Source organism: Polyangium sp. 15x6 (genome assembly GCF_029960785.1).
Taxonomy (GTDB): domain Bacteria; phylum Myxococcota_A; class Polyangia; order Polyangiales; family Polyangiaceae; genus Polyangium.
The window spans coordinates 38,779-56,007 of sequence record NZ_JASBQE010000047.1 but is presented as its reverse complement, the minus strand read 5'-3'; the positions used below and the strand labels follow the sequence as shown (position 1 = coordinate 56,007).

The 17,229-nt window shown below is 69.9% G+C and carries 13 protein-coding genes; 6 read left to right on the top strand and 7 right to left on the bottom strand.

Annotation, left to right across the window (positions count from 1 at the left end):
• Positions 1-30: 30 nt before the first annotated feature.
• The gene (locus QHF83_RS29825) at positions 31-810 is read right to left on the bottom strand and encodes a sigma factor-like helix-turn-helix DNA-binding protein (RefSeq protein ID WP_282421375.1); all 780 of its coding nucleotides are present in this window, start codon (positions 808-810) and stop codon (positions 31-33) included.
• Between the two features lie 209 nt (positions 811-1,019).
• Complete coding sequence (locus tag QHF83_RS29820; protein WP_282421374.1) at positions 1,020-1,544, bottom strand: MerR family transcriptional regulator; 525 nt, start codon at positions 1,542-1,544, stop codon at positions 1,020-1,022.
• Positions 1,545-1,835: 291 nt separating this feature from the next.
• Here QHF83_RS29820 and QHF83_RS29815 point away from each other — a divergent pair, with 291 nt between their 5' ends.
• Genes QHF83_RS29815 through QHF83_RS29805 form a run of 3 tightly spaced genes read left to right on the top strand, consistent with a single transcriptional unit; the run spans position 1,836 to position 6,321 of the window.
• Positions 1,836-2,687, top strand: a complete 852-nt coding sequence (locus QHF83_RS29815; RefSeq protein ID WP_282421373.1) for an alpha/beta hydrolase — start codon at positions 1,836-1,838, stop codon at positions 2,685-2,687.
• Complete coding sequence (locus tag QHF83_RS29810; protein WP_282421372.1) at positions 2,684-5,296, top strand: ABC transporter substrate-binding protein; 2,613 nt, start codon at positions 2,684-2,686, stop codon at positions 5,294-5,296. The genes QHF83_RS29815 and QHF83_RS29810 overlap by 4 nt, the downstream gene beginning before the upstream one ends.
• The gene (locus QHF83_RS29805; protein WP_282421404.1) at positions 5,293-6,321 is read left to right on the top strand and encodes an ABC transporter permease; all 1,029 of its coding nucleotides are present in this window, start codon (positions 5,293-5,295) and stop codon (positions 6,319-6,321) included. The genes QHF83_RS29810 and QHF83_RS29805 overlap by 4 nt, the downstream gene beginning before the upstream one ends.
• Here QHF83_RS29805 and QHF83_RS29800 read toward each other — a convergent pair whose 3' ends face one another.
• The 3 genes from QHF83_RS29800 to QHF83_RS29790 all read right to left on the bottom strand — a co-directional run bounded on the left by QHF83_RS29800 (position 6,322) and on the right by QHF83_RS29790 (position 12,096).
• Positions 6,322-8,898 carry a response regulator gene (locus QHF83_RS29800; RefSeq protein ID WP_282421371.1) on the bottom strand — a complete coding sequence of 859 codons (2,577 nt, stop codon included), beginning with the start codon at positions 8,896-8,898 and terminating at the stop codon, positions 6,322-6,324.
• Between the two features lie 113 nt (positions 8,899-9,011).
• Entirely contained in the window at positions 9,012-10,562 is a 1,551-nt protein-coding gene (locus tag QHF83_RS29795) for a serine/threonine-protein kinase (RefSeq protein ID WP_282421370.1), read from the bottom strand.
• 301 nt (positions 10,563-10,863) lie between these two features.
• Positions 10,864-12,096, bottom strand: a complete 1,233-nt coding sequence (locus tag QHF83_RS29790; protein ID WP_282421369.1) for an SPFH domain-containing protein — start codon at positions 12,094-12,096, stop codon at positions 10,864-10,866.
• Between the two features lie 101 nt (positions 12,097-12,197).
• Here QHF83_RS29790 and QHF83_RS29785 point away from each other — a divergent pair, with 101 nt between their 5' ends.
• From QHF83_RS29785 to QHF83_RS29775, 3 genes are read left to right on the top strand one after another with little or no spacing between them, the layout of a single operon-like run.
• Positions 12,198-13,316, top strand: a complete 1,119-nt coding sequence (locus tag QHF83_RS29785; protein WP_282421368.1) for a hypothetical protein — start codon at positions 12,198-12,200, stop codon at positions 13,314-13,316.
• 20 nt (positions 13,317-13,336) lie between these two features.
• The gene (gene nikR / locus QHF83_RS29780; protein ID WP_282421367.1) at positions 13,337-13,813 is read left to right on the top strand and encodes a nickel-responsive transcriptional regulator NikR; all 477 of its coding nucleotides are present in this window, start codon (positions 13,337-13,339) and stop codon (positions 13,811-13,813) included.
• A complete protein-coding gene (locus tag QHF83_RS29775; protein WP_282421366.1) occupies positions 13,810-14,529 on the top strand; it encodes an SDR family oxidoreductase in 720 nt (239 codons plus the stop codon). Before nikR ends, QHF83_RS29775 begins: the two co-directional genes overlap by 4 nt.
• A 4-nt stretch (positions 14,530-14,533) precedes the next feature.
• Here the strand turns inward: QHF83_RS29775 and QHF83_RS29770 are convergent, their stop codons facing one another.
• On the bottom strand, positions 14,534-15,370 hold the full coding sequence (locus QHF83_RS29770) for an SPOR domain-containing protein (protein WP_282421365.1): 837 nt from the start codon (positions 15,368-15,370) through the stop codon (positions 14,534-14,536).
• Positions 15,367-17,181 (bottom strand): arginine--tRNA ligase, encoded by a 1,815-nt coding sequence (gene argS / locus QHF83_RS29765; RefSeq protein ID WP_282421364.1) that lies wholly within the window; start codon positions 17,179-17,181, stop codon positions 15,367-15,369. The genes QHF83_RS29770 and argS overlap by 4 nt, the downstream gene beginning before the upstream one ends.
• Positions 17,182-17,229: the final 48 nt, after the last annotated feature.

Genomic DNA, 17,229 nt, shown 5'->3' with positions numbered 1-17,229 from the left:
CCCGGCACTACGCTGCCGTAGGGCACCTACTCAAAACAGATCGTCCGACTCCTCGAGGAGCTGCGGCTCATCCGACTCCGACTCCGCCTTCGCCTCGGCGTCCGCGTCGTCGTCATCGAAATCGTCGTCGTCCTCGTCCTCGTCGCGCTCTTCCTCGTCGATGTCCTCGTCGTCGCTCTGGGCGAGCACCGGCAGACGACGCTTCCCGACGGGACCCTCGTCCACGTAGTCGCGTAGCCCCATCATGTCGCGCAGCGCTTGCAGCTTCGCGAGAGCTTTCACCTCGACCTGACGGATCCGCTCGCGCGTCAGGTTCATGATTGCGCCCACGTCTTCGAGCGTCGTGCCACCACGATCGGCCACGTCGAGCGCGCAGCTCTCGCTCATCTCCCAGGCTTCGAGATCCGGGAAGTTCAGCTTGATCGCCCCCGTCCTCGCCGACACGTCGAGGAACAGGTGGTGCTTGCACGACACGTACGGGCACGGCCGCGGACCGTCCACGCACTCGGCGCGCGTGCGGGGCTTCCAGTAGTCCGTCTCCGGATAGAGCATCCGCCCGATCTCGAGCTCGCGCTTGGTCATGCGCTTGACGCTGATCGTGCGGGCGCGGACCTCACGCTTGCGACGCGAGCGCCTCTGCTCGCGCGTGATCGCGGTTGCGGACGTCGCGGGGGCTGCCTTTCGGGCGAGCGCGCCCTCGACGAGGTTCTCGTCGCCGGTCTCCCTCGTCTGCGCGTCGTTCATGCCGCCGTCCATATCGTCCTCGAGCTCTCCGAAACCGCCGAGCTCGCCATCACCCATCGTTGCCATGCGCTGCCTCCCGCTGATCCTTCCGTACTGCGCGCGCACGTCCCCCTGCCCGTTCGGAGACCGGTCCGGACGAGTGCAGGGGTCCTGCTCCCTGTCGATTACGTTTTCGTCTTCATCGATGGAGGACGGTCCAGCCGTCCTTCATCGACTTGAAATCAGCCCCGAGACGTCAATCGCGACGCCGCGGAAAAATCTTCTTTTTCGGTCCTTCAGGAGCCTGTCGCCGCTGCTCTTCGCGAGAGCCGGGCCTGGGCCATCAATCGCTCTTCGATCGCCGAGAGCTTGGCCACGAGGTCCTTGGCGAGCCTCTCCGCCATGGAGAGCTCCTGATTGATGGCTCGATCGCTCGTCTCGCTTCGCCGATCCTTGGCTGCGTCACGAAGCGCATCGAACACTTTACCGATCGTCCGCTCGAGCTCCTCGATGTCACCCCTCACGAAGAGGAACTCCCGCTGGATCTCCTCGATCGTGTAGTCCTGCGCCATCATTTCCTTGATGCGCTGGATCTGCCTGACCACTGTCGCTGGGTAGAGCCCTTGCGAGCCCTGGTGCTTGCCCTTCTTGCCCACCCGGACGCTCCGGGGCAGGAGGCCGAGCTGTACGTACTTCCGAAGCGTGGCCTCACTGAATTTGATCCCGTGGGCGGCGAAGATGTCGAGGATCTCGGCCGACGTGATGCCCTGTTCGTGTTCGCGTTCGAGACGATCGAGCGCGTCGTCCGAGATCCGCTGCAAGGTTCCGCCTCCGCCCCGTTCGGGGCAGCTCCCTTAACGACGCTCGTGAATGTATTCCACTCAGTAGAATACAGTCAATCTAACGGACTGTGATTATTTCCGGATGCACGAAGACCCGGCGCATCCCGCATTTTCCGAAACGCGCTAGGACATTTTCGGTCCGCCCTATGATCGTTTTTTCTTGACCGTTTTGTGCATCTGAGGATCCCCCCCAGGGCCGTCAATTGGTGCATTTCCCTACACAGACTGCCGCTTTCCACACGACTGATAGGCTTGCTCCTTCCCATGCCCATGGCCGACAAGACCTCTGACCCCCCCGCGCGGGTCCTGCGGGACGTGAATGCCCGCGGCGTCCGCATGCGCGTCCTCGAAGCAGGCTCGGGGCCCGCGCTCTTGCTCGTGCACGGCTTCCTCGTCAGCCACCGCTCGTTCGACGACATCATCGACGCGCTCGCGCCGCGCTTTCACGTCATCGCGCCCGATCTGCCCGGCTTCGGCGAGAGCGAGAAGCCGAGCCCGACACGGTATCCGTACGGGATCGAGGCCTTCGCCGAGTCGATGGCCGATCTCATCGCGGCCTTCGGCGTCGGCCGCGCGTCCGTCATCGGCCACGGGATGGGCGCGGCCGTCGCGCTCACGCTCGCGGCCGAGCACCCCGAGCTCGTGACGCGCCTCGTCGTGGAAGACGCGCTCTGTTACCCGTTCCCGCTGAGCCTCCGCGGCCGCCTGCCGCTCTTGCCCGTGATCGGCGGCGCGATCTTCAAGCAGCTCTACGGACGCAGGACCTTCCGCTCCTACTTCCGCGACGAGTTCTTCCGCCCCGGCGCGGCGCTGCCGCACGAGCGCATCGATCAGCACTACGACTTCTTCAACGGCCCCTCCGCGCGCGAAAGCGCGTACGCAGTGCTGCGCGCCATCCTCGACACGCGACCCATCGTCGCGCGCATCACGCGCATCACGACGCCCACGCTCGTCGTGTGGGGCCGCGACGATCGCATCTTTCCGGCGGCCTCGGCGCAGCGCCTCGCGCGCGAGCTGCCCCAGGCCAAGCTCGCGATCCTCGACGCCGCGCACGCCCCGCACGAGGAGCGCCCGCGCGAGTTCGCCGACCTCGCCGCGCAATTCTTGGAGGGCAAACGGTGAACCTCCGCGAGGCCGCGCGGTCCTTCGCCAAGAACCCCGCGCAACGTACGGGGTTTTTCCTCGTGCTCGGCCTCGTCGGTTTTTCCCTCCTCGGCCCCCTCCTCATCCCGCACGATCCCAACACGAGCGACTTCTCCCTCGCGCGTGACGCGCTCGGCGCGCCGCCCGGCCCCTCGCAGACGCACCTCCTCGGCACCGACGCGCTCTACCGCGACGTGCTCGCGCGTCTCGCGCACGGCGGTCGGCTCTCGCTCGGCATCGCGACCCTCGCCACGCTGATCGCCACGCTCGTTGGCACGACCGTCGGCGTGATGGCGGGGTATGCCGCACAGACACGCGCCGCGGCGATCGACGTCACGCTCATGCGGATCGTCGACATCCTGCTCGCGCTCCCGTTCCTGCTCGTCGTCACGGCGATCGGCGCGTTCGTCGGTCGCTCCGACACGCTCACCGTGCTCTGCGTGCTCGGCCTCTCCGGCTGGGGCGGCTTCGCGCGCGTGCTCCGCGCGAAGACGATGCAGATCCGCTCGCTCTCCTTCGTCATGGCCGCGCGCGCGCTCGGCGCGGGGCACGTGCGTATCGTCTTACGCCATGTCCTTCCGAACGCCGCGAGCTCCATCGTGGTGCTCGCCACGACGAGCGTCGGACAGATGATGCTCGCCGAGGCCGTCCTCGGGTACCTCTCGCTCGGCGTGCCTCCGCCCGAGGCCACGTGGGGACGCATGCTGCACGAGGCCGAGCCCTTCGTCGGCACGCGCCTCAGCCTCGTCGCCGCGCCCGCGATCGCCATCCTCCTCTCCGTGCTCGCGTTCGGTCGCGTCGGTGAAGGTTTGCGCGACGCGTTGGAATCTCCGTCGGGACAAACCCCGCCGAAGGCGCGCCTGCACGCCGATCTCCTGCTCGTCGCGGCCGCGCTCCTCCTGCTCACCGTCATCCGCCCCGCGCCCGTCGCGCCGCCGCTCACCTCACATCCGCCCGATCGCGCGCCCATGCGTGGCGGCACGCTCCGCGTCGCCACCCTCGTCAACGTGCGTACGCTCGATCCCGCGCTCGCCTACGACGAGGCCGCGACCGCGCTCTCCGACCTCGTCTTCGCGCGCCTCGTCACCTTCGCCGAAGACGGCCGCATCGTCCCCGAGCTCGCGCGAGATCTGCAGGTCTCGGCCGACGGCCGCACGTACACGTTTTTCCTGCGCGACGGCGTCGTCTTCCACGACGGCGCGCCTCTCCGCGCCGCCGACGTCGCGCGCTCCCTCGAACGCACGCTCCACCCGCGCACGCCTTGCCCGGCCGCGAGCCACTACGCGTCCATCCTCGGTTTTTCCGCCTTTCACGCGGGGAAAACGCCGCGCCTCGAAGGCGTGCGCGCCACGGGCGACCTCACCGTGGAGATCACGCTCGAGCGCCCCGACCCGACGTTCCTCCCGCTCCTCACGCTCGCGTTCGCCGCGCCCGTGTGCCCGTCGTCCGGCGCGACCGTCGACCCCGCCCGCCCGCCCTTGCCCTGCGGCGCCGGCCCTTTTCGCGTCGCGTCGTGGGAGCCCGAGGGTCCGATCCGGCTCGAGCGGCACATGGCCTACTTCGAACCGGGCAAACCCTACCTCGACGCGATCGAGTGGCACACGAGCGAGCGCTCCACCTCGCAGCGTTACAAGTTCGAACGCGGCGCGCTCGACTACACGCGTGATCTCCGCAGCCAGGATGCCGCCCTCTACCGCGCGAGCCCCGCGTGGTCGGGGCAGCACGCGTTCTCACGTTCCCGCGCGACGAACGCGATCTTCATGAACACCGAGCTCCCGCCCTTCGACGTGCGTGCCGTGCGTCGCGCCGTCGCGCTCGCGGTCGATCCGAGCGTGCTCGAAAAGGTGCGCAGCGAAGTGCGCGCCACGTCGCGCGTGCTCCCCGAAGGCATCCCGGGGGCCGAGGGCATCCCGCCGATGCGCCGTCACGACCTCGCCGCGGCGCTCGAAGAAATGCGGCGCGCGGGATACGCCTTCGACCCGGCGACGGGCCGCGGCGGCTACCCGCATCCCGTCGACTACCTCGCGCCCGCGGACACGTTCGAGCAACAAGCGGCCGAAGTCTTCGCCGAGCAGCTCGCGCGCATCGGACTTCGCGTGCGGCTGCGGCTCACGAGTTACGCGACCTACCTCGCGGAAGCTTCACGCAGGCGCACGACCCCCATGGGCTGGGCCGGCTGGGAGGCCGACTTCCCCGACCCCGGAAACTTCTTCGAACCCACGCTCTCGTCACGCGCGATCGACGACGACCACTCGCAGAACTACGCCTTCTTCGCGCACGAGGAGCTCGACCGCGTCCTCGAAGCCGCGTCGAGCGAGCGTGATCCCAAGGCGCGACGCCGCCTCTTCGTGCGCGCCGAGGAGATCGTCCGCGACGAGGCCCCGTGGGTGCCCGTGTATTCCCCGCGCGTCTTCGAGATCTGGCAACCCTACGTGCGCGGCTACACGCCGCACCCGATCGTCCCGCAGCGCTTCCGCGACACCTGGATCGACACGATCGCCCTCGCCGAGGCGCAATCTCGATCGAAGCTCGGACCCGCGTCGCTCCTGCTCCCCTTCACATCCCGACGAGGTGCGCCGTGGCGATGATCCTCGCGCGCATGGCGCGCCGCGTCGGCTGGGCACTCGTCGTCATCTACGGCGTGACGATGGTGTCGTTCGTCCTGGTGCACGTGCTCCCCGGCGATCCGGCGCGCATGCTCGTCGGCCCACAGGCCTCGGCCGCCGACGTCGCGCGCGCGCGCGAGCTCTACGGACATGGCGACTCGCTCCGCGTGCAGTACCTGCGCTTCATGCGAAGGCTCGTGCACACCGGCGCGGGCCCCACGCCGGAAGCTCGCAAGGAGCGCGAACACCGAAGCTGCGCGGCGCTAGGGCCGGTGCACGTCGACCTCGGGCACAGCTTTCATTATCGAAGGCCCGTCGTGGACCTCGTGGCCACGAAGCTCCCGCGATCGCTCGAGCTCGCGCTCGCCGCGCTGCTCGTGCAGCTCACCCTCGGCCTCGGCCTCGGCATCACCACGGCCGCGCGCCGCGGCAGCCGATGGGACGAGCTCGGCGCGGGCCTCTCGCTCCTCGGCATCAGCGCGCCCACGTTCCTCACCGGGCTCGCGCTCCAGTACGTGCTCGCGCATCGCCTTGGCGTGCTCCCGTACGACGGGCTCGGAAAAACCCCCGGCGAGCATCTCCTTTCGCTCGTGCTGCCGGCCCTCACGCTCGGCATCTACGGCAGCGCTCTCTACGCGCGTCTCGTCCGCGCCGAGCTCGGCGCCGCGCTCGCCGAGGACCACGTGCGCACCGCGCTCGCCAAGGGTGCCTCGCGCACGCGGGCCCTCGTCGTGCATGGCCTGCGCACGACGCTCGTCCCGATCACCACGCTCGCCGCGCTCGATCTCGGCGCGCTCGTGGGCGGCGCCGTCGTGACCGAGCGGCTCTTCCGGTGGCCCGGCATGGGGCAGATGGCCGTCGAGTCGCTCCTGAACCGCGACGGGCCCGTCATCGTCGCGACGGTGCTCGTGGCCTCGACGGCCGTCGTGCTCTCGACCTTGGTCGTCGACCTCGTCGCGCCGCTCCTCGATCCGCGGATCGACCGCGCTCCGAAGAACGACGCGTGATCACATCCCGGCGAGCGCGCGGCACTCGGCGCCGCGCGCCGACTCGGGGCCGGCGATCTCGGCGCACTTGCGGAACGCAGACGCGCCGCCGCCCGCCGCGCCGAGCAGGTACCAGGCCTCGGCGCTGCCCGGCGATTGCTGCGTGTACTGCTTCGCGAGCTGCCGCGCCTTGCCCATGTTGCCGGACTCCATCGCCTTCTGGATCCGCACCGGGAGCGGGCCCGAGTCGTCGGCGGGCGTGGGCGGAGGCGCAGGCTCCGACGCGGGCGCATCGCCGCCCGAAGGTTTGCCCGTGGACGCCGGCTGCGAGGTCGGCGCGGACGACGCGGCCGCCGTGGGCTCGGCCGTCGGCGCGGCCGTGGGCTCCGCCGTCGGCGCGGCCGTGGGCTCCGCCGTCGGTGCGGGCGGAGGAGCTTGCGTCGTCGCGGGCGCGACCGCGTTTTGCGTGGTCGTCGGCGTGGGCGTGGGCGCGGGCGCGGGCGGCGTCGGCAGCGTCGTGCTCGTGCCCTTCGTGTCGGTTCGTCCGGACAACTGCTGCTTCGCGATGCCGATGAGCACGAGCACGGCGAGCACGGCGAGCACCCCGCCGACGATCTTCATCATCCGCGCCTGACGCGCGCGTTGCTCGGGCGATGGGCCGATCGGGAGCACGTCGCTCGACGGAGGCTCCTCGCTGATGCGCGCCATCTCCGCGCTGGCCGCATCCTCCAGCGGCTCGCCCGATCCCTCCGCGTACGCCTCCTCCGCGGGAGGCGCCGCGCCCTCGTCGCTCGCGCTCTCCTCCGCCGGAGCCGCTTCCGCCGCTTCCGTCGACTCCTCTGCCGCCGCTGCTTCCTCCGCGGCAGGCGCCTCTTCCTGCGTCGCCTCCGCGGCCTCGGCCGGCGCCTCTTCCTGCTCCTGCGTCGCCTCCGCGTGCGCCGGCGCCTCGACCGCCTCCGATGCGGCCTCCTCCGGTGCGGCCTCGGGCTCCGGCAGCCGCACGGCTTCACGCTCGGTGGGTTGCGTCGTCTCGGCGGCCTTCAGCGGCTCGGGCGGTGCTTCTTCCGACGCGGCTTCCGCGGCTGCATCGGCCGCGGGCTCCGGCGCCGACACCGGCGGCGGCGCTGCGCCCGGCGCTCGACCCGACGCCGTCGTCGGCGGCGCGGTCTCTTCCCCCTCGTCCGCAGCGAGCCGACCTGGCGCGCCGAGCGCTCCCTTCCCCCCTGCGCGACGTGTCTGCGGCGGCCGCTCTTCTTCGGCCGCGCGCGTGACCGCCACCGCGCTCGTACCGGGCGTCCCTTGCCGGATCGTCTCCGGCCCGCGCGGCGGATTCAGCCGACTCTCCGGCGCGGGAGAGATCCCGATCGATCGAATCGGGCTCGTCACGCCGCCCCATGCGCCTCGCCCGCGCGTGCTCACCGGCGCCGTCGCCGACAGCATCATCGACGACGCGGCCGGCACGATCGGATCCTCGAAGAGCAGATCCCCCGGCATCGGCGCGATCGGCTCGGCGGGGATGACCGCGCGTTGCGACGAGGTCGCGCCGAGCAGCGAACGCGTCATCGCGGTCTGCGGCGCCGCCTCGTCGTGCGCGCCCTCGCCCACCACCGCGTCCTCCAGCGGCGCCGGCGGCTCCGAGGGTTCCATGCGCGGCACGAGCAGCCCCTCGAAGAAGAGCTTCGAGATCGTCGACAGCGTCGAGAGGTCCTCGAACGGCGACGCATCGACGACGGCCATCAGATCACGACGACCATCGAACAACCGAAGGATCCCGTTCAGCTCGTCGGGGATCTCGTTCAACCGATCGACGAGCTCCTCGGCGTTCACCTCGAACACCGTCGTCAGCGGCGGAAGCGCTTCGAGCAGCCGCCCCCACTCGTCGACGCGCCGCATGCCTTCCATCAGGAGGCCCTGCGTCGAGGTGCCGATCACGTCGACATTGTCGACCTTGCAGAACTCGACCTCGAACGACCCCTCGTTCCAGAGGAGCGCGCGATACACCGCCTCCTCCCCCATGAGCCGACCGAGCGTCGCGTCGACGACCTTGCCTTCGCGGAAGTAGATGTGCGCGTCGTGCCGCTCGTAGCGAATGTGCACGATGCCGCTCTTGCGACTGACCTCGAAGGTCTGCAGCAAGTCGACCACGCCCATGTCCGAGACGAGGCCGCTGAAGCGCGTGCGGCCGCCGGTCTGGTTCTGTTGCTTCGTGGCGATGCCCTCGCGCGTGCGCCGCGCGATCAGCAGATTCACGCGCGCGATGAGTTCGCGGACGAAGATCGGCTTCGTCAGGTAGTCCTCGACGCCGAGCTCGAGGCCCCGGATCTTGTCCTCGATCGACTTCTGGCTCGTGAGGAAGACGACCGGGATCGAGGCCCAGTCGCGGTTCTCCTTGAGCCGCCGCACGAGCGCGTAGCCGTCCATGTTCGGCAGGCGCGTATCCGTGAGGATCAGGTCGGGCGACGAGAGCTCGATCTTCGAGAGGGCATCCGCTCCGTCTTGCGCCGTCGTGACGCTGAAACCGGCCTTTTTGAGGCTTACTTCGAGCACCCGCAGGCTGCGGGCGTCAGCGTCGACCAGGAGGAGCTGTTGTTTTGCCACGAGGGTTTTCCGCCCAGGAAGGATGGCGAGGGCGCGCGTCGGGTGTCAAGTCGGGTGATCCCGGCAGCAAGGGCCCGTCATTCGCAAGTGATCGAGAACGCCGGCGGTCCTCGCTAGCCCCACGGATCGACGACGTCTCCACCGCCGCCCGACTTCTTCTTCGTCGTCGTGGTCGGCGGCGGCGTCGGCGTGGTCGCAGGCGCGGTCGCGGTGGGCGGCGAGCCCGTGCCCTTCCACGTGCCGCCGGTCGTCGTGCCAAACGGACGCACCACGGCCGTCTGCGTGCCCGTCGGCGTCGGCGGGACCTGCGCGGTCGGCGTCGGCGCCGTCGGCTCCTCCGTCGCGACCGCGACCGGCGTCGTCGCCGTCGGCGTCGGCGCAGGCGTCGCGACCGCGGCCGGCGTCGTCGGCGTGGCGGGGACCGTCGCCGTCGGCGCGGTCGGCGCGGTCGGAGCCGTCGCCGTCGCCCCCGTCGTCTGCTGATTGAGCGGCGGCTGGATCGCGAGATACGCGACCACGCCGAGCGCGATCACCGTGGCCGCGGCGAGCACCACGACGAGCGGCCCCCGCGCGGCCGACGCGGCAGGCGCCTCGCGTTTTTCCACGCGCGGCGGGCCGATCGCCTGACCTTCCTCGCCGAACATGAGGTCGCCGCTCTGCGGGATGAGGCCCATCGCCTCTTCCAGCGCCGCCGCGAGCTCCGCCATCGTGGCGAACCGCTCGGCCGGGTTTTTCGCGAGGCAACGGTTGATGATCTCGCCGAGCGGCCCGATCTGCGTGGGATCCGGGACGCGTTGCTCGACGGGCACGGCCGCGCCGTGGATGTGCTGATCGAGCACGCCCTTGAAGCTGTCGGCCTCGAAGGGCACGCGGCCGGTCAGGCACTCGTACATGATCACGCCGAGCGCGTAGATGTCGGTGCGGTGATCCACCGGCTGCCCCATCGCTTGCTCGGGGCTCATGTAGTGCGGCGTGCCGAAGATGATGCCCTGGCGCGTGACGCGGCTCGTGCCCGCGATCTTCGCGAGGCCGAAGTCGAGCAGTTTTACGAATTCGCGATCACCGCTGCGAACGAGGAAGACGTTGTCGGGCTTGAGATCGCGGTGGATGACGCCCGCCTCGTGCGCCGACGCGAGGCCGAGCGCGCATTGAAGCCCGATCGCCGCCGTGCGATCCGCCGGCAGGATCCGCTCGCTGCGCAGCACGCTCGCGAGCGAGCTGCCCGTGAGCAGCTCCATCACGAAGTACGGGACCTTCGAGCTGAGCGGCGCGCTCTTGTCCGGGACGACCTCGCCGAAGTCGCTCACGGCGACGATGTTCGGATGCCCGATCGCCGCGGCCGCCTTCGCTTCCTGGATGAAGCGCGTGACGATCTGCGCATCGCGCGCGATGTCGGCGCGCAGCACCTTGAGGGCGAACCTGCGCCCGAGCGTCGTGTGCCGGACCTCGTACACCGAGCCCGTCCCGCCCTCGCCGAGCACCGACACGACCTCGTAACGGCTGTCGATGATCTGGCCGATGAGCGGATCGGCGTTCGGGTTCCAGTCCGGCGCGTCGATGAGCGCGTCGCCGTCGTACGGGCAGAAGCGCACCTCACCGGAGAAGCATTTGTCGCAAGCGGGGCAGCGCCGGGCGCGCGCCCGCTTTTGCTTCCCGTCGGTCACGAGTGATGCGTCCGCGGCGGCTCCGTTCGGCTCGCGAGGAGGTGCGGGCGAAGGCGCCTGAGCGTCGTTCCCTATGCGGATGGTTCGCGCCACTGAACAACTCTAACCGAGGAACCGGCAGGCCGCGTCCTCAAAATGGGTGTCCCGCGCGGGGACAAACCGTCGGCTCCCGCCGCCCTGCCCCCGAGTCTCCACGGTATCAATGTGCGCGAGGGTCGGGCAACCTTCTCGAACGTACGAAGCACGAGCGCCCGCGGTTGCCGTGAGGCGCCCGTGCTCTCCGTCGAGGCCGCTCGGCGGCTCAGATCTCTTCGAGGATCTTCGCCTTGCGCGCGTTGAAGTCCTCGTCGCTGATGAGGCCCTGCTGCTTCAGCGAAGCGAGCTTCTGGAGCCGCGCCTCCACGCTCTGCCCCCCGCCCGGCGCCTGCTGCTGCGGCGCCTGCGGCTGCTGGGCGTACGGCGGCTGCTGGAAGTTCTGCGGGTGCATCATCTGCGCCATGCCCATGCCGATCGCGGCCTGCGCGCCGAGCTGCGCGACGCCCGTGTTCCCGCCGCCCTTGGCCATGCCCTCGCCGGCGCCCATCATCGCCTGCCCCGCCGCGTAGTTGTTCCAACCCGGGTTGGTCCCGAGGTACTGCGCGTTGCGCGCGTCCTGCTGGAACTTCTGATCGAGCTGGAACTGGTTCGCCCGCGCCGTGTCCGCCGCGATCCCGACGCCGCGCCGCGCCTCGGCCCGCGCCTTGTTCGCCTCCGTGAGGCGCTTCTGATCGTCGGCGGCGAAGTTGATGTTGAAGTTGCCGATCTGCAGGATCTTGACCCCGATCTCGTCGAGGTTCGGCGCGCTCTGCTGGATGCGCCCGGCGATCTCCATGCTCATGCCGCCGAGGTTGAGCAGGCTCTTGCCCTGCTGCGCACACATCTGGCCGATGACCGTCTTCACGCTCATGAAGAACAGGCCCTTGATCCAGTTCAGGATCACGTCGTTGTCCTGCGCGCCGGCCGCCTGGCCGTGGTAGCCGATGACGAACCGCACCGGGTCCGTCACGACGAGCGAGAACTCGCCGAAGATGCGCGGCGTGACGAACTCGTAGAGGATCGGATCCTCCATCGACTCGAGCGGGCCGCCGAACGGGACGCTCCGGATCGGCTGCATCTTCACGAAGTAGATCTCCGCGATGAAGACGTCGCCGCCCGTGAAGCTGTTGATGAGGTTGTTCAGGAACGGGATGTTCTGCGTCTGCAGCGTGTGACGCCCAGGCGGCAGGTAACCCATGTACTTGCCGTCCTTGAAGAAGAGCGCGCACTCGTCGCTGTCGACGGTGAGCTGCGACCAGAACGGGACGTTCTGATCCGGGTGCTTGTAGACGATGAGGTTTTTGAACCTATCGGGGCGCGCAATCATCATCTCGCGCACGCCACCCTTGACGAAATCCATGATCCCCATGTCGAGCTCCCTGCTCTCCGCCCGCGAGCCGGCGGGACGGACGCCTTGCCACGTCACGCGAAACCCGCTTTCGGCAGGCCCGCTTCCCATGGCTCGAACTTTTCGCCGCGACGGACCGCGACGTCGGTGAGAATAGTGCCGAGCACGGTCTCCAGCAATGGCAAGCCGGCCGGAAGAGCACAGGTCCCCCCATGATTGCCCCGATCGACATCGGCTCCCTGCCAGGCCCCGCCCAGAAGCTCCTCGACCCGAGCGCGCCGCCGAAGCTGCAAGAGCTCGCCGCGCGCGGCGTGGCGCCGGGCCTGAAGCCAGCCGACGTCCTCGCCGTGGTCGTGCTCCTCGCGCAGAGAGAGCGTGCCGAGGTCGCCACGACGGCGCGCTCGACGCTCGACGCCCCGCCCCCGCCGCTGCTCGCCGGCGCCCTCGCGAGCGACCTCCACCCGGCCGTGATCGACGCCCTCGCGCGGGCCTCGGGAGGCAAGCTCGACGTGCTCGAGAAGCTCGTCACGATGCCGCGCGTCAACCTGGAGACGGTCGAGCACCTCGCGCGGACCGGGACCGAGCTCGTCACCGAGCTCGTGGCGACGAACGAGGCGCGCCTGCTCGCCCACCCCCGGCTCATCGAGCTGCTTTACATGAACCGGGCGACGCGCATGTCCACGGCCGATCGCATCGTCGACCTCGCGCGCCGAAACGGCCTCGAGCTCTCCGGGATCCCCGCCTTCCGCGAGGCCGCGGCGGCGCTCGAAGGCGAGCTCGTCCCCGAGGCCTCCGACGAGCCCACGCCCGACGACGTCCTCTTCGCCGAGACGGCCGCCCTCGCCGACACGCTCGCCTCGCCCGCCCCCGAGGACACCCACGAAGCCGGCGACGAGGGCACCGAGGCCGTAAAACCGAAGTTCAAGCCGCTCTACAAGCTCATCGCCGACATGAGCATCAGCCAGAAGGTGCGGCGCGCGCAGCTCGGCTCGAAGGAGGAGCGGCTCCTGCTCGTGCGCGACCGAAACCGCCTCGTGGCGAGCGCCGTCGCCCGGAGTCCCATGCTCCAGGAGGACGACGTCAACCTCATCACGAAGAACCGCAACGTCTCCGAGGAGGTGCTGCGGATCCTCGGATCGAATGCCGAGTGGCTGAAGAGTTACACCATCAAGCGCAACCTCGTGGAGAACCCGAAGACGCCCCTCACCATGTCGACGCGCCTGATCCCGCTCCTGCGCGACGCGGACGTCCGCCAGCTCGCCAAGAGCAAGAATGTCACCCAGGCGATTCAGGAAGCCGCGCGCAGGCACCTCGACCGGAAGAAGCAGTGAGCTGATACGGTGTTCGAACGATGAGCGATCTCGTCCGCTTCGGCGTGGCCATGGACCGCGCGCTGCTCACCGAGTTCGATCGGCGCATCGCGGCGCTCGGCTACGAGAACCGCTCCGAAGCCATCCGCGATCTCGTCCGCGCCGATCTCACGCGCGCCGCCTGGGACCGCGGCGCCTCCGTCGTCGCCACGCTCTCCGTCGTCTACAAGCCCCACGTGCGCAGCGAGGTCCTGCGCCTCTCCGAGCCCGAACCCGGCAGCGCCGATCTCGTCGTCGCGAGCCAGCACGTGCGGATCGATCGCGAGCGCTACCTCGACACGATGGTGCTGCGCGGCCATGCCGAGAGCCTCTCCGCGCTCGCCGGCAAGATCGCCGGCACGAAGGGCGTGCTCTCCTGCGAGCTCCGCGTCGCCGCCTCCGTGGCCGACGACACGCGCCCGAACGAGGCCCAAGCTTCCCCTTCCAGAGACAGAGACCGAGACCAGGAGCAGGGATGACGATCCCCCACGATCCGAAGCGTATCCTCGTCGTCGGCGCCACCGGCAGGCTCGGCGTCGCCATCGCCAAGGCGCTCGTGCAACGCGGCGATCACGTCGCGATCACGGCCCGTAGCCAGGAGCGGCTCGACGCCCTCGCCGACGAGCTCTCGCGCGCGCCCGAAAGCCGACCCACCACCGTCTGCGCGGACCTGCGTGATCCCGAGGCGCCCGAGCGCATCGCGAGCCGCGTGCTCGAAGGCGGCCGGCTCGACGGCGTCATCCTCGCCTGCGGCCCCTTCCCGCACACGCCGCTCGAAAAGCTCTCGCGCGAGGACCTCGAGAACACGCTCGCCGTGCACGCGGTCGCGCCGCTCCTGCTCGTGAACGCGCTCTCCGAGGAGCTCACGCGCACCGAGGGCGCGGTCGTCGCGCTCGTCGACGCGGGCGTCACGCGGCCCTTCCCGAACCACGTCGCGTACCTGACCGCGAAGGGCGCGCTACAGACAGGCCTGCGCGCGCTCGCCGTCGAGCTCGCGCCGCAGGTGCGCGTCAACCTGCTCGCGATCGGCATCGTCGCCGACCCCGAGGCCGACGCCGATCCGACGCGCCTGCACCGGCTCGCCGCCCGCTCTCCCCTCGGCCGCTTCGGCACGCCCGCGGAGGTCGTGCACGGCGCGCTGTCGCTGCTCGACGCGACCTGGGCGACGGGCGAGATCTGGGGGATCGGGCGGTAGCCGTTTACTGCTCGGCGCTCTCGTCCGCGGCGAGCTTGCCGGCGGCGTCTTTCTTGGGCGGCTCCACGATGAACGTGACGAGCCGCTCCTTCGCCTCGAAATCTTGCCGGTAGATCGTGGCGGAGTGCTTGTACTTGAAGGGGCCGATGCGCACGCGGTACCAGAGGCCGCGGCCCTTCACCATCGCGGGCTCGACGTAGGCGCGGTGGCCACGTCGACGCAGCGCGGCGGCGAACTTGTCGGCCTCCTGCTGCGTCTTGAACGAGCTCACCTGGAGCTGGTACTGCCCCGGCCCGCCGGCCTCCGCGGCCTCGGCCCCGTCTTCCCGCGCCACGTGCTTCGCCATCTGCGTGAGCGTGTCGCGACCCGCGGCCGAGTCCGGCGGCGCCTGCAGGATGTGCTGCGCCGGCAGCGGCGACGGCGGGAGCTTCTCCGCGACCGTCTCCGGCGGCGGCAGCGGGAGCGGCGCCGCGGCGGCCTCCGGCGGCGGCTGCTTTGCGGACTGCGGCGAGCGCACGGCTTCGAGCGCCGTCGTGTTCTTCGTGTCGGAGAGCATCCCCGGGAAGGTGATCTCGTGGCCGGCGAGGTCCGGCTTCTTGTCCACCTTCACGCCCGCGGGGTGCGCCTTCGCCACGAGATCGCCGAGCGGATCCACGTTCGTCGGCTTCTCCTTCACGGGCGCGCGGAGCAGCGCGACGGCCGCGAACACGATGCACGCGCCGCCGAGCGAGGCGAGCACGAGCGCCGAGGCGCGCGACGGGCGCGAGGCGGGATCGGCCTCCTGGATGTCCTCCAGGTTCTTGATGGCCCCGCCGTCCCCGATGTCCGAACGTACGGTCATGACGCTCCGGCCTCCTCTTCTGCTTCCGCCGCGGCGGCCTCGCCTTCGAGCTTGTGCATCCGCTCGAGCGCGGTGATGCCGGCGAGCTTGAGCCCCGCGGCGTACACCGTGCGGATCGACTCGATCCAGAGCAGCCGCGCCTCGCTCTTCTGCCGATCCCACTTCTCCTGCCAGCCCGCCTCCGCCATCTGCGCGTCGAGCGGCAGGATCGTGTCGCCGTCCTTCTTCAGCCGCGTGAAGTAGCTCTGGAAGTCCTGCGAGAGCTCCTGCAGGTAGAACAGGATCCGGTGCGGCTCGCGCAGCGCCGCCGCCTCCGCCACGACCGCCGGGAAGCCCCCGAGCCGACCGAGGATCGCGAGCTCGTCCGGGTGCTCGAGGCGCGCCGCGAGCGCGGACGAGTGCCGGGGTACTTGGAGCCCAAACTTCTCCTGGGCGCGGCGCAGGATCGAGCAGAGGCGCGCGTAGCCGTACTGCAGGTAGAAGACCGGATTGTCCATCGAGGCCTTCTTGGCGAGCTCGATGTCGAGGTCGATCGTCGTGTCGCTCCGCCGCGCGAGGTAGAAGTAGCGGAGGGCGTCGGCGCCGGCGCCCTTGCGCCGCGCGGCCTCGTCGATCTCGTCGACGACCTCCTCGATCGTGACGAGGTTTCCGAGCCGCTTGCCCATCTTGTAGGGCTTGCCGTCGCGCAGCAGGTTCACGAGCTGGTAGAGCACCACCTCGAAGCGCTCCTTCGGCAGACCGAGCGCCGCGAGCGCGCCGCGCACACGCGCCGTGTAGCCGTGGTGATCGGCACCGAGCACGTTCACGAGCCGGTCGTAGCCGCGGTTGATCTTGTCCGCGTGGTACGCGATGTCGCTCGCGAAGTACGTGTAGTACCCGTCGCGCTTCTTCACGACGCGATCCTTGTCGTCGCCCTCGTCGGTGCTCTTGAAGAAGAGCGCCCCTTCGCGTTCTTCGAGGTAACCGCGCGTGGAGAGCTCCGCGAGCGCCGCGCTCACCCGGCCCCACCGGTGCAGGCTCTCCTCGGAGTACCAGCCGTCGAACTGGATCCGCAGCGACGCGAGCGTCTTCTTGATGCCCGGCAGCGCCTTCGAGCCCGGCACGCCGTCGAGCATGCGCGTCACGCAGACGCGCGAGAGCTCCTCGACCTTGTCGTCGGCGATCAGCTCGGGGTGCGTCTTCTGCAGCCAGGCGACGAGATCCTCGAGGTAGTCGTTCTTGCCGTAGCCGCCCTCGGGCGGCTCGCGGCCGAGCGCCACGGCGAGCACGCTCGCCGCGAGCAGCCGGATCTGGTTGCCGAAGTCGTTGATGTAGTACTCGCGCGTGACGCGGTGCCCCACGGCCTCGAGGAGCGTCGAGACCGCGTCGCCGAGGATCGCGCCGCGGCCGTGCGAGATGAGCAGCGGCCCCGTCGGGTTTGCGCTGACGAACTCCACGAGCACCCGCTCGCCGAGCCCCGCGGGCCCTCGCCCGAACGACGGCCCCGCGGCGAGCACGTCGCCGAGCACGCGCTGGTAGATCGCCGGCGCGAGGCGCAAGTTCAGGAAGCCCGGACCGGCGATCTCCACCGCGCGGATGTCGGGCTCTTTGCCGAGACGCTCGGCGAGCAGCGTCGCGATCTCCCGAGGCGGCTTCTTCGCTGCCTTCTGGATCGCGAGGGCTGCGTTCGTCGCCAGGTCGCCGTGCTCGGGGCGCTTCGGGCGCTCCACGGAGAACGCTGCCGACGTAACTTCCGACGGCAGGACCCCACTCCCCGCCAGATCGGTGAGTGCACCCACCACCAGATTCCGAACTTGCTCTTCGACGCCCATCGTACGGGCGGATTAGTACCCCGAGGCCGCTCGGACCACCAACTTTCT

What these genes read in the sequence shown, in the direction of transcription:
- QHF83_RS29815 (WP_282421373.1), top strand. Translation starts at nt 1,836, where the DNA reads ATGGCCGACAAGACCTCTGACCCCCCCGCGCGGGTCCTGCGGGACGTG.
- QHF83_RS29775 (WP_282421366.1), top strand. Translation starts at nt 13,810, where the DNA reads ATGACGATCCCCCACGATCCGAAGCGTATCCTCGTCGTCGGCGCCACC.
- argS (WP_282421364.1), bottom strand. Translation starts at nt 17,181, where the DNA reads ATGGGCGTCGAAGAGCAAGTTCGGAATCTGGTGGTGGGTGCACTCACC.
- QHF83_RS29785 (WP_282421368.1), top strand. Translation starts at nt 12,198, where the DNA reads ATGATTGCCCCGATCGACATCGGCTCCCTGCCAGGCCCCGCCCAGAAG.
- QHF83_RS29805 (WP_282421404.1), top strand. Translation starts at nt 5,293, where the DNA reads ATGATCCTCGCGCGCATGGCGCGCCGCGTCGGCTGGGCACTCGTCGTC.
- QHF83_RS29825 (WP_282421375.1), bottom strand. Translation starts at nt 810, where the DNA reads ATGGCAACGATGGGTGATGGCGAGCTCGGCGGTTTCGGAGAGCTCGAG.
- QHF83_RS29770 (WP_282421365.1), bottom strand. Translation starts at nt 15,370, where the DNA reads ATGACCGTACGTTCGGACATCGGGGACGGCGGGGCCATCAAGAACCTG.
- nikR (WP_282421367.1), top strand. Translation starts at nt 13,337, where the DNA reads ATGAGCGATCTCGTCCGCTTCGGCGTGGCCATGGACCGCGCGCTGCTC.
- QHF83_RS29790 (WP_282421369.1), bottom strand. Translation starts at nt 12,096, where the DNA reads ATGGGAAGCGGGCCTGCCGAAAGCGGGTTTCGCGTGACGTGGCAAGGC.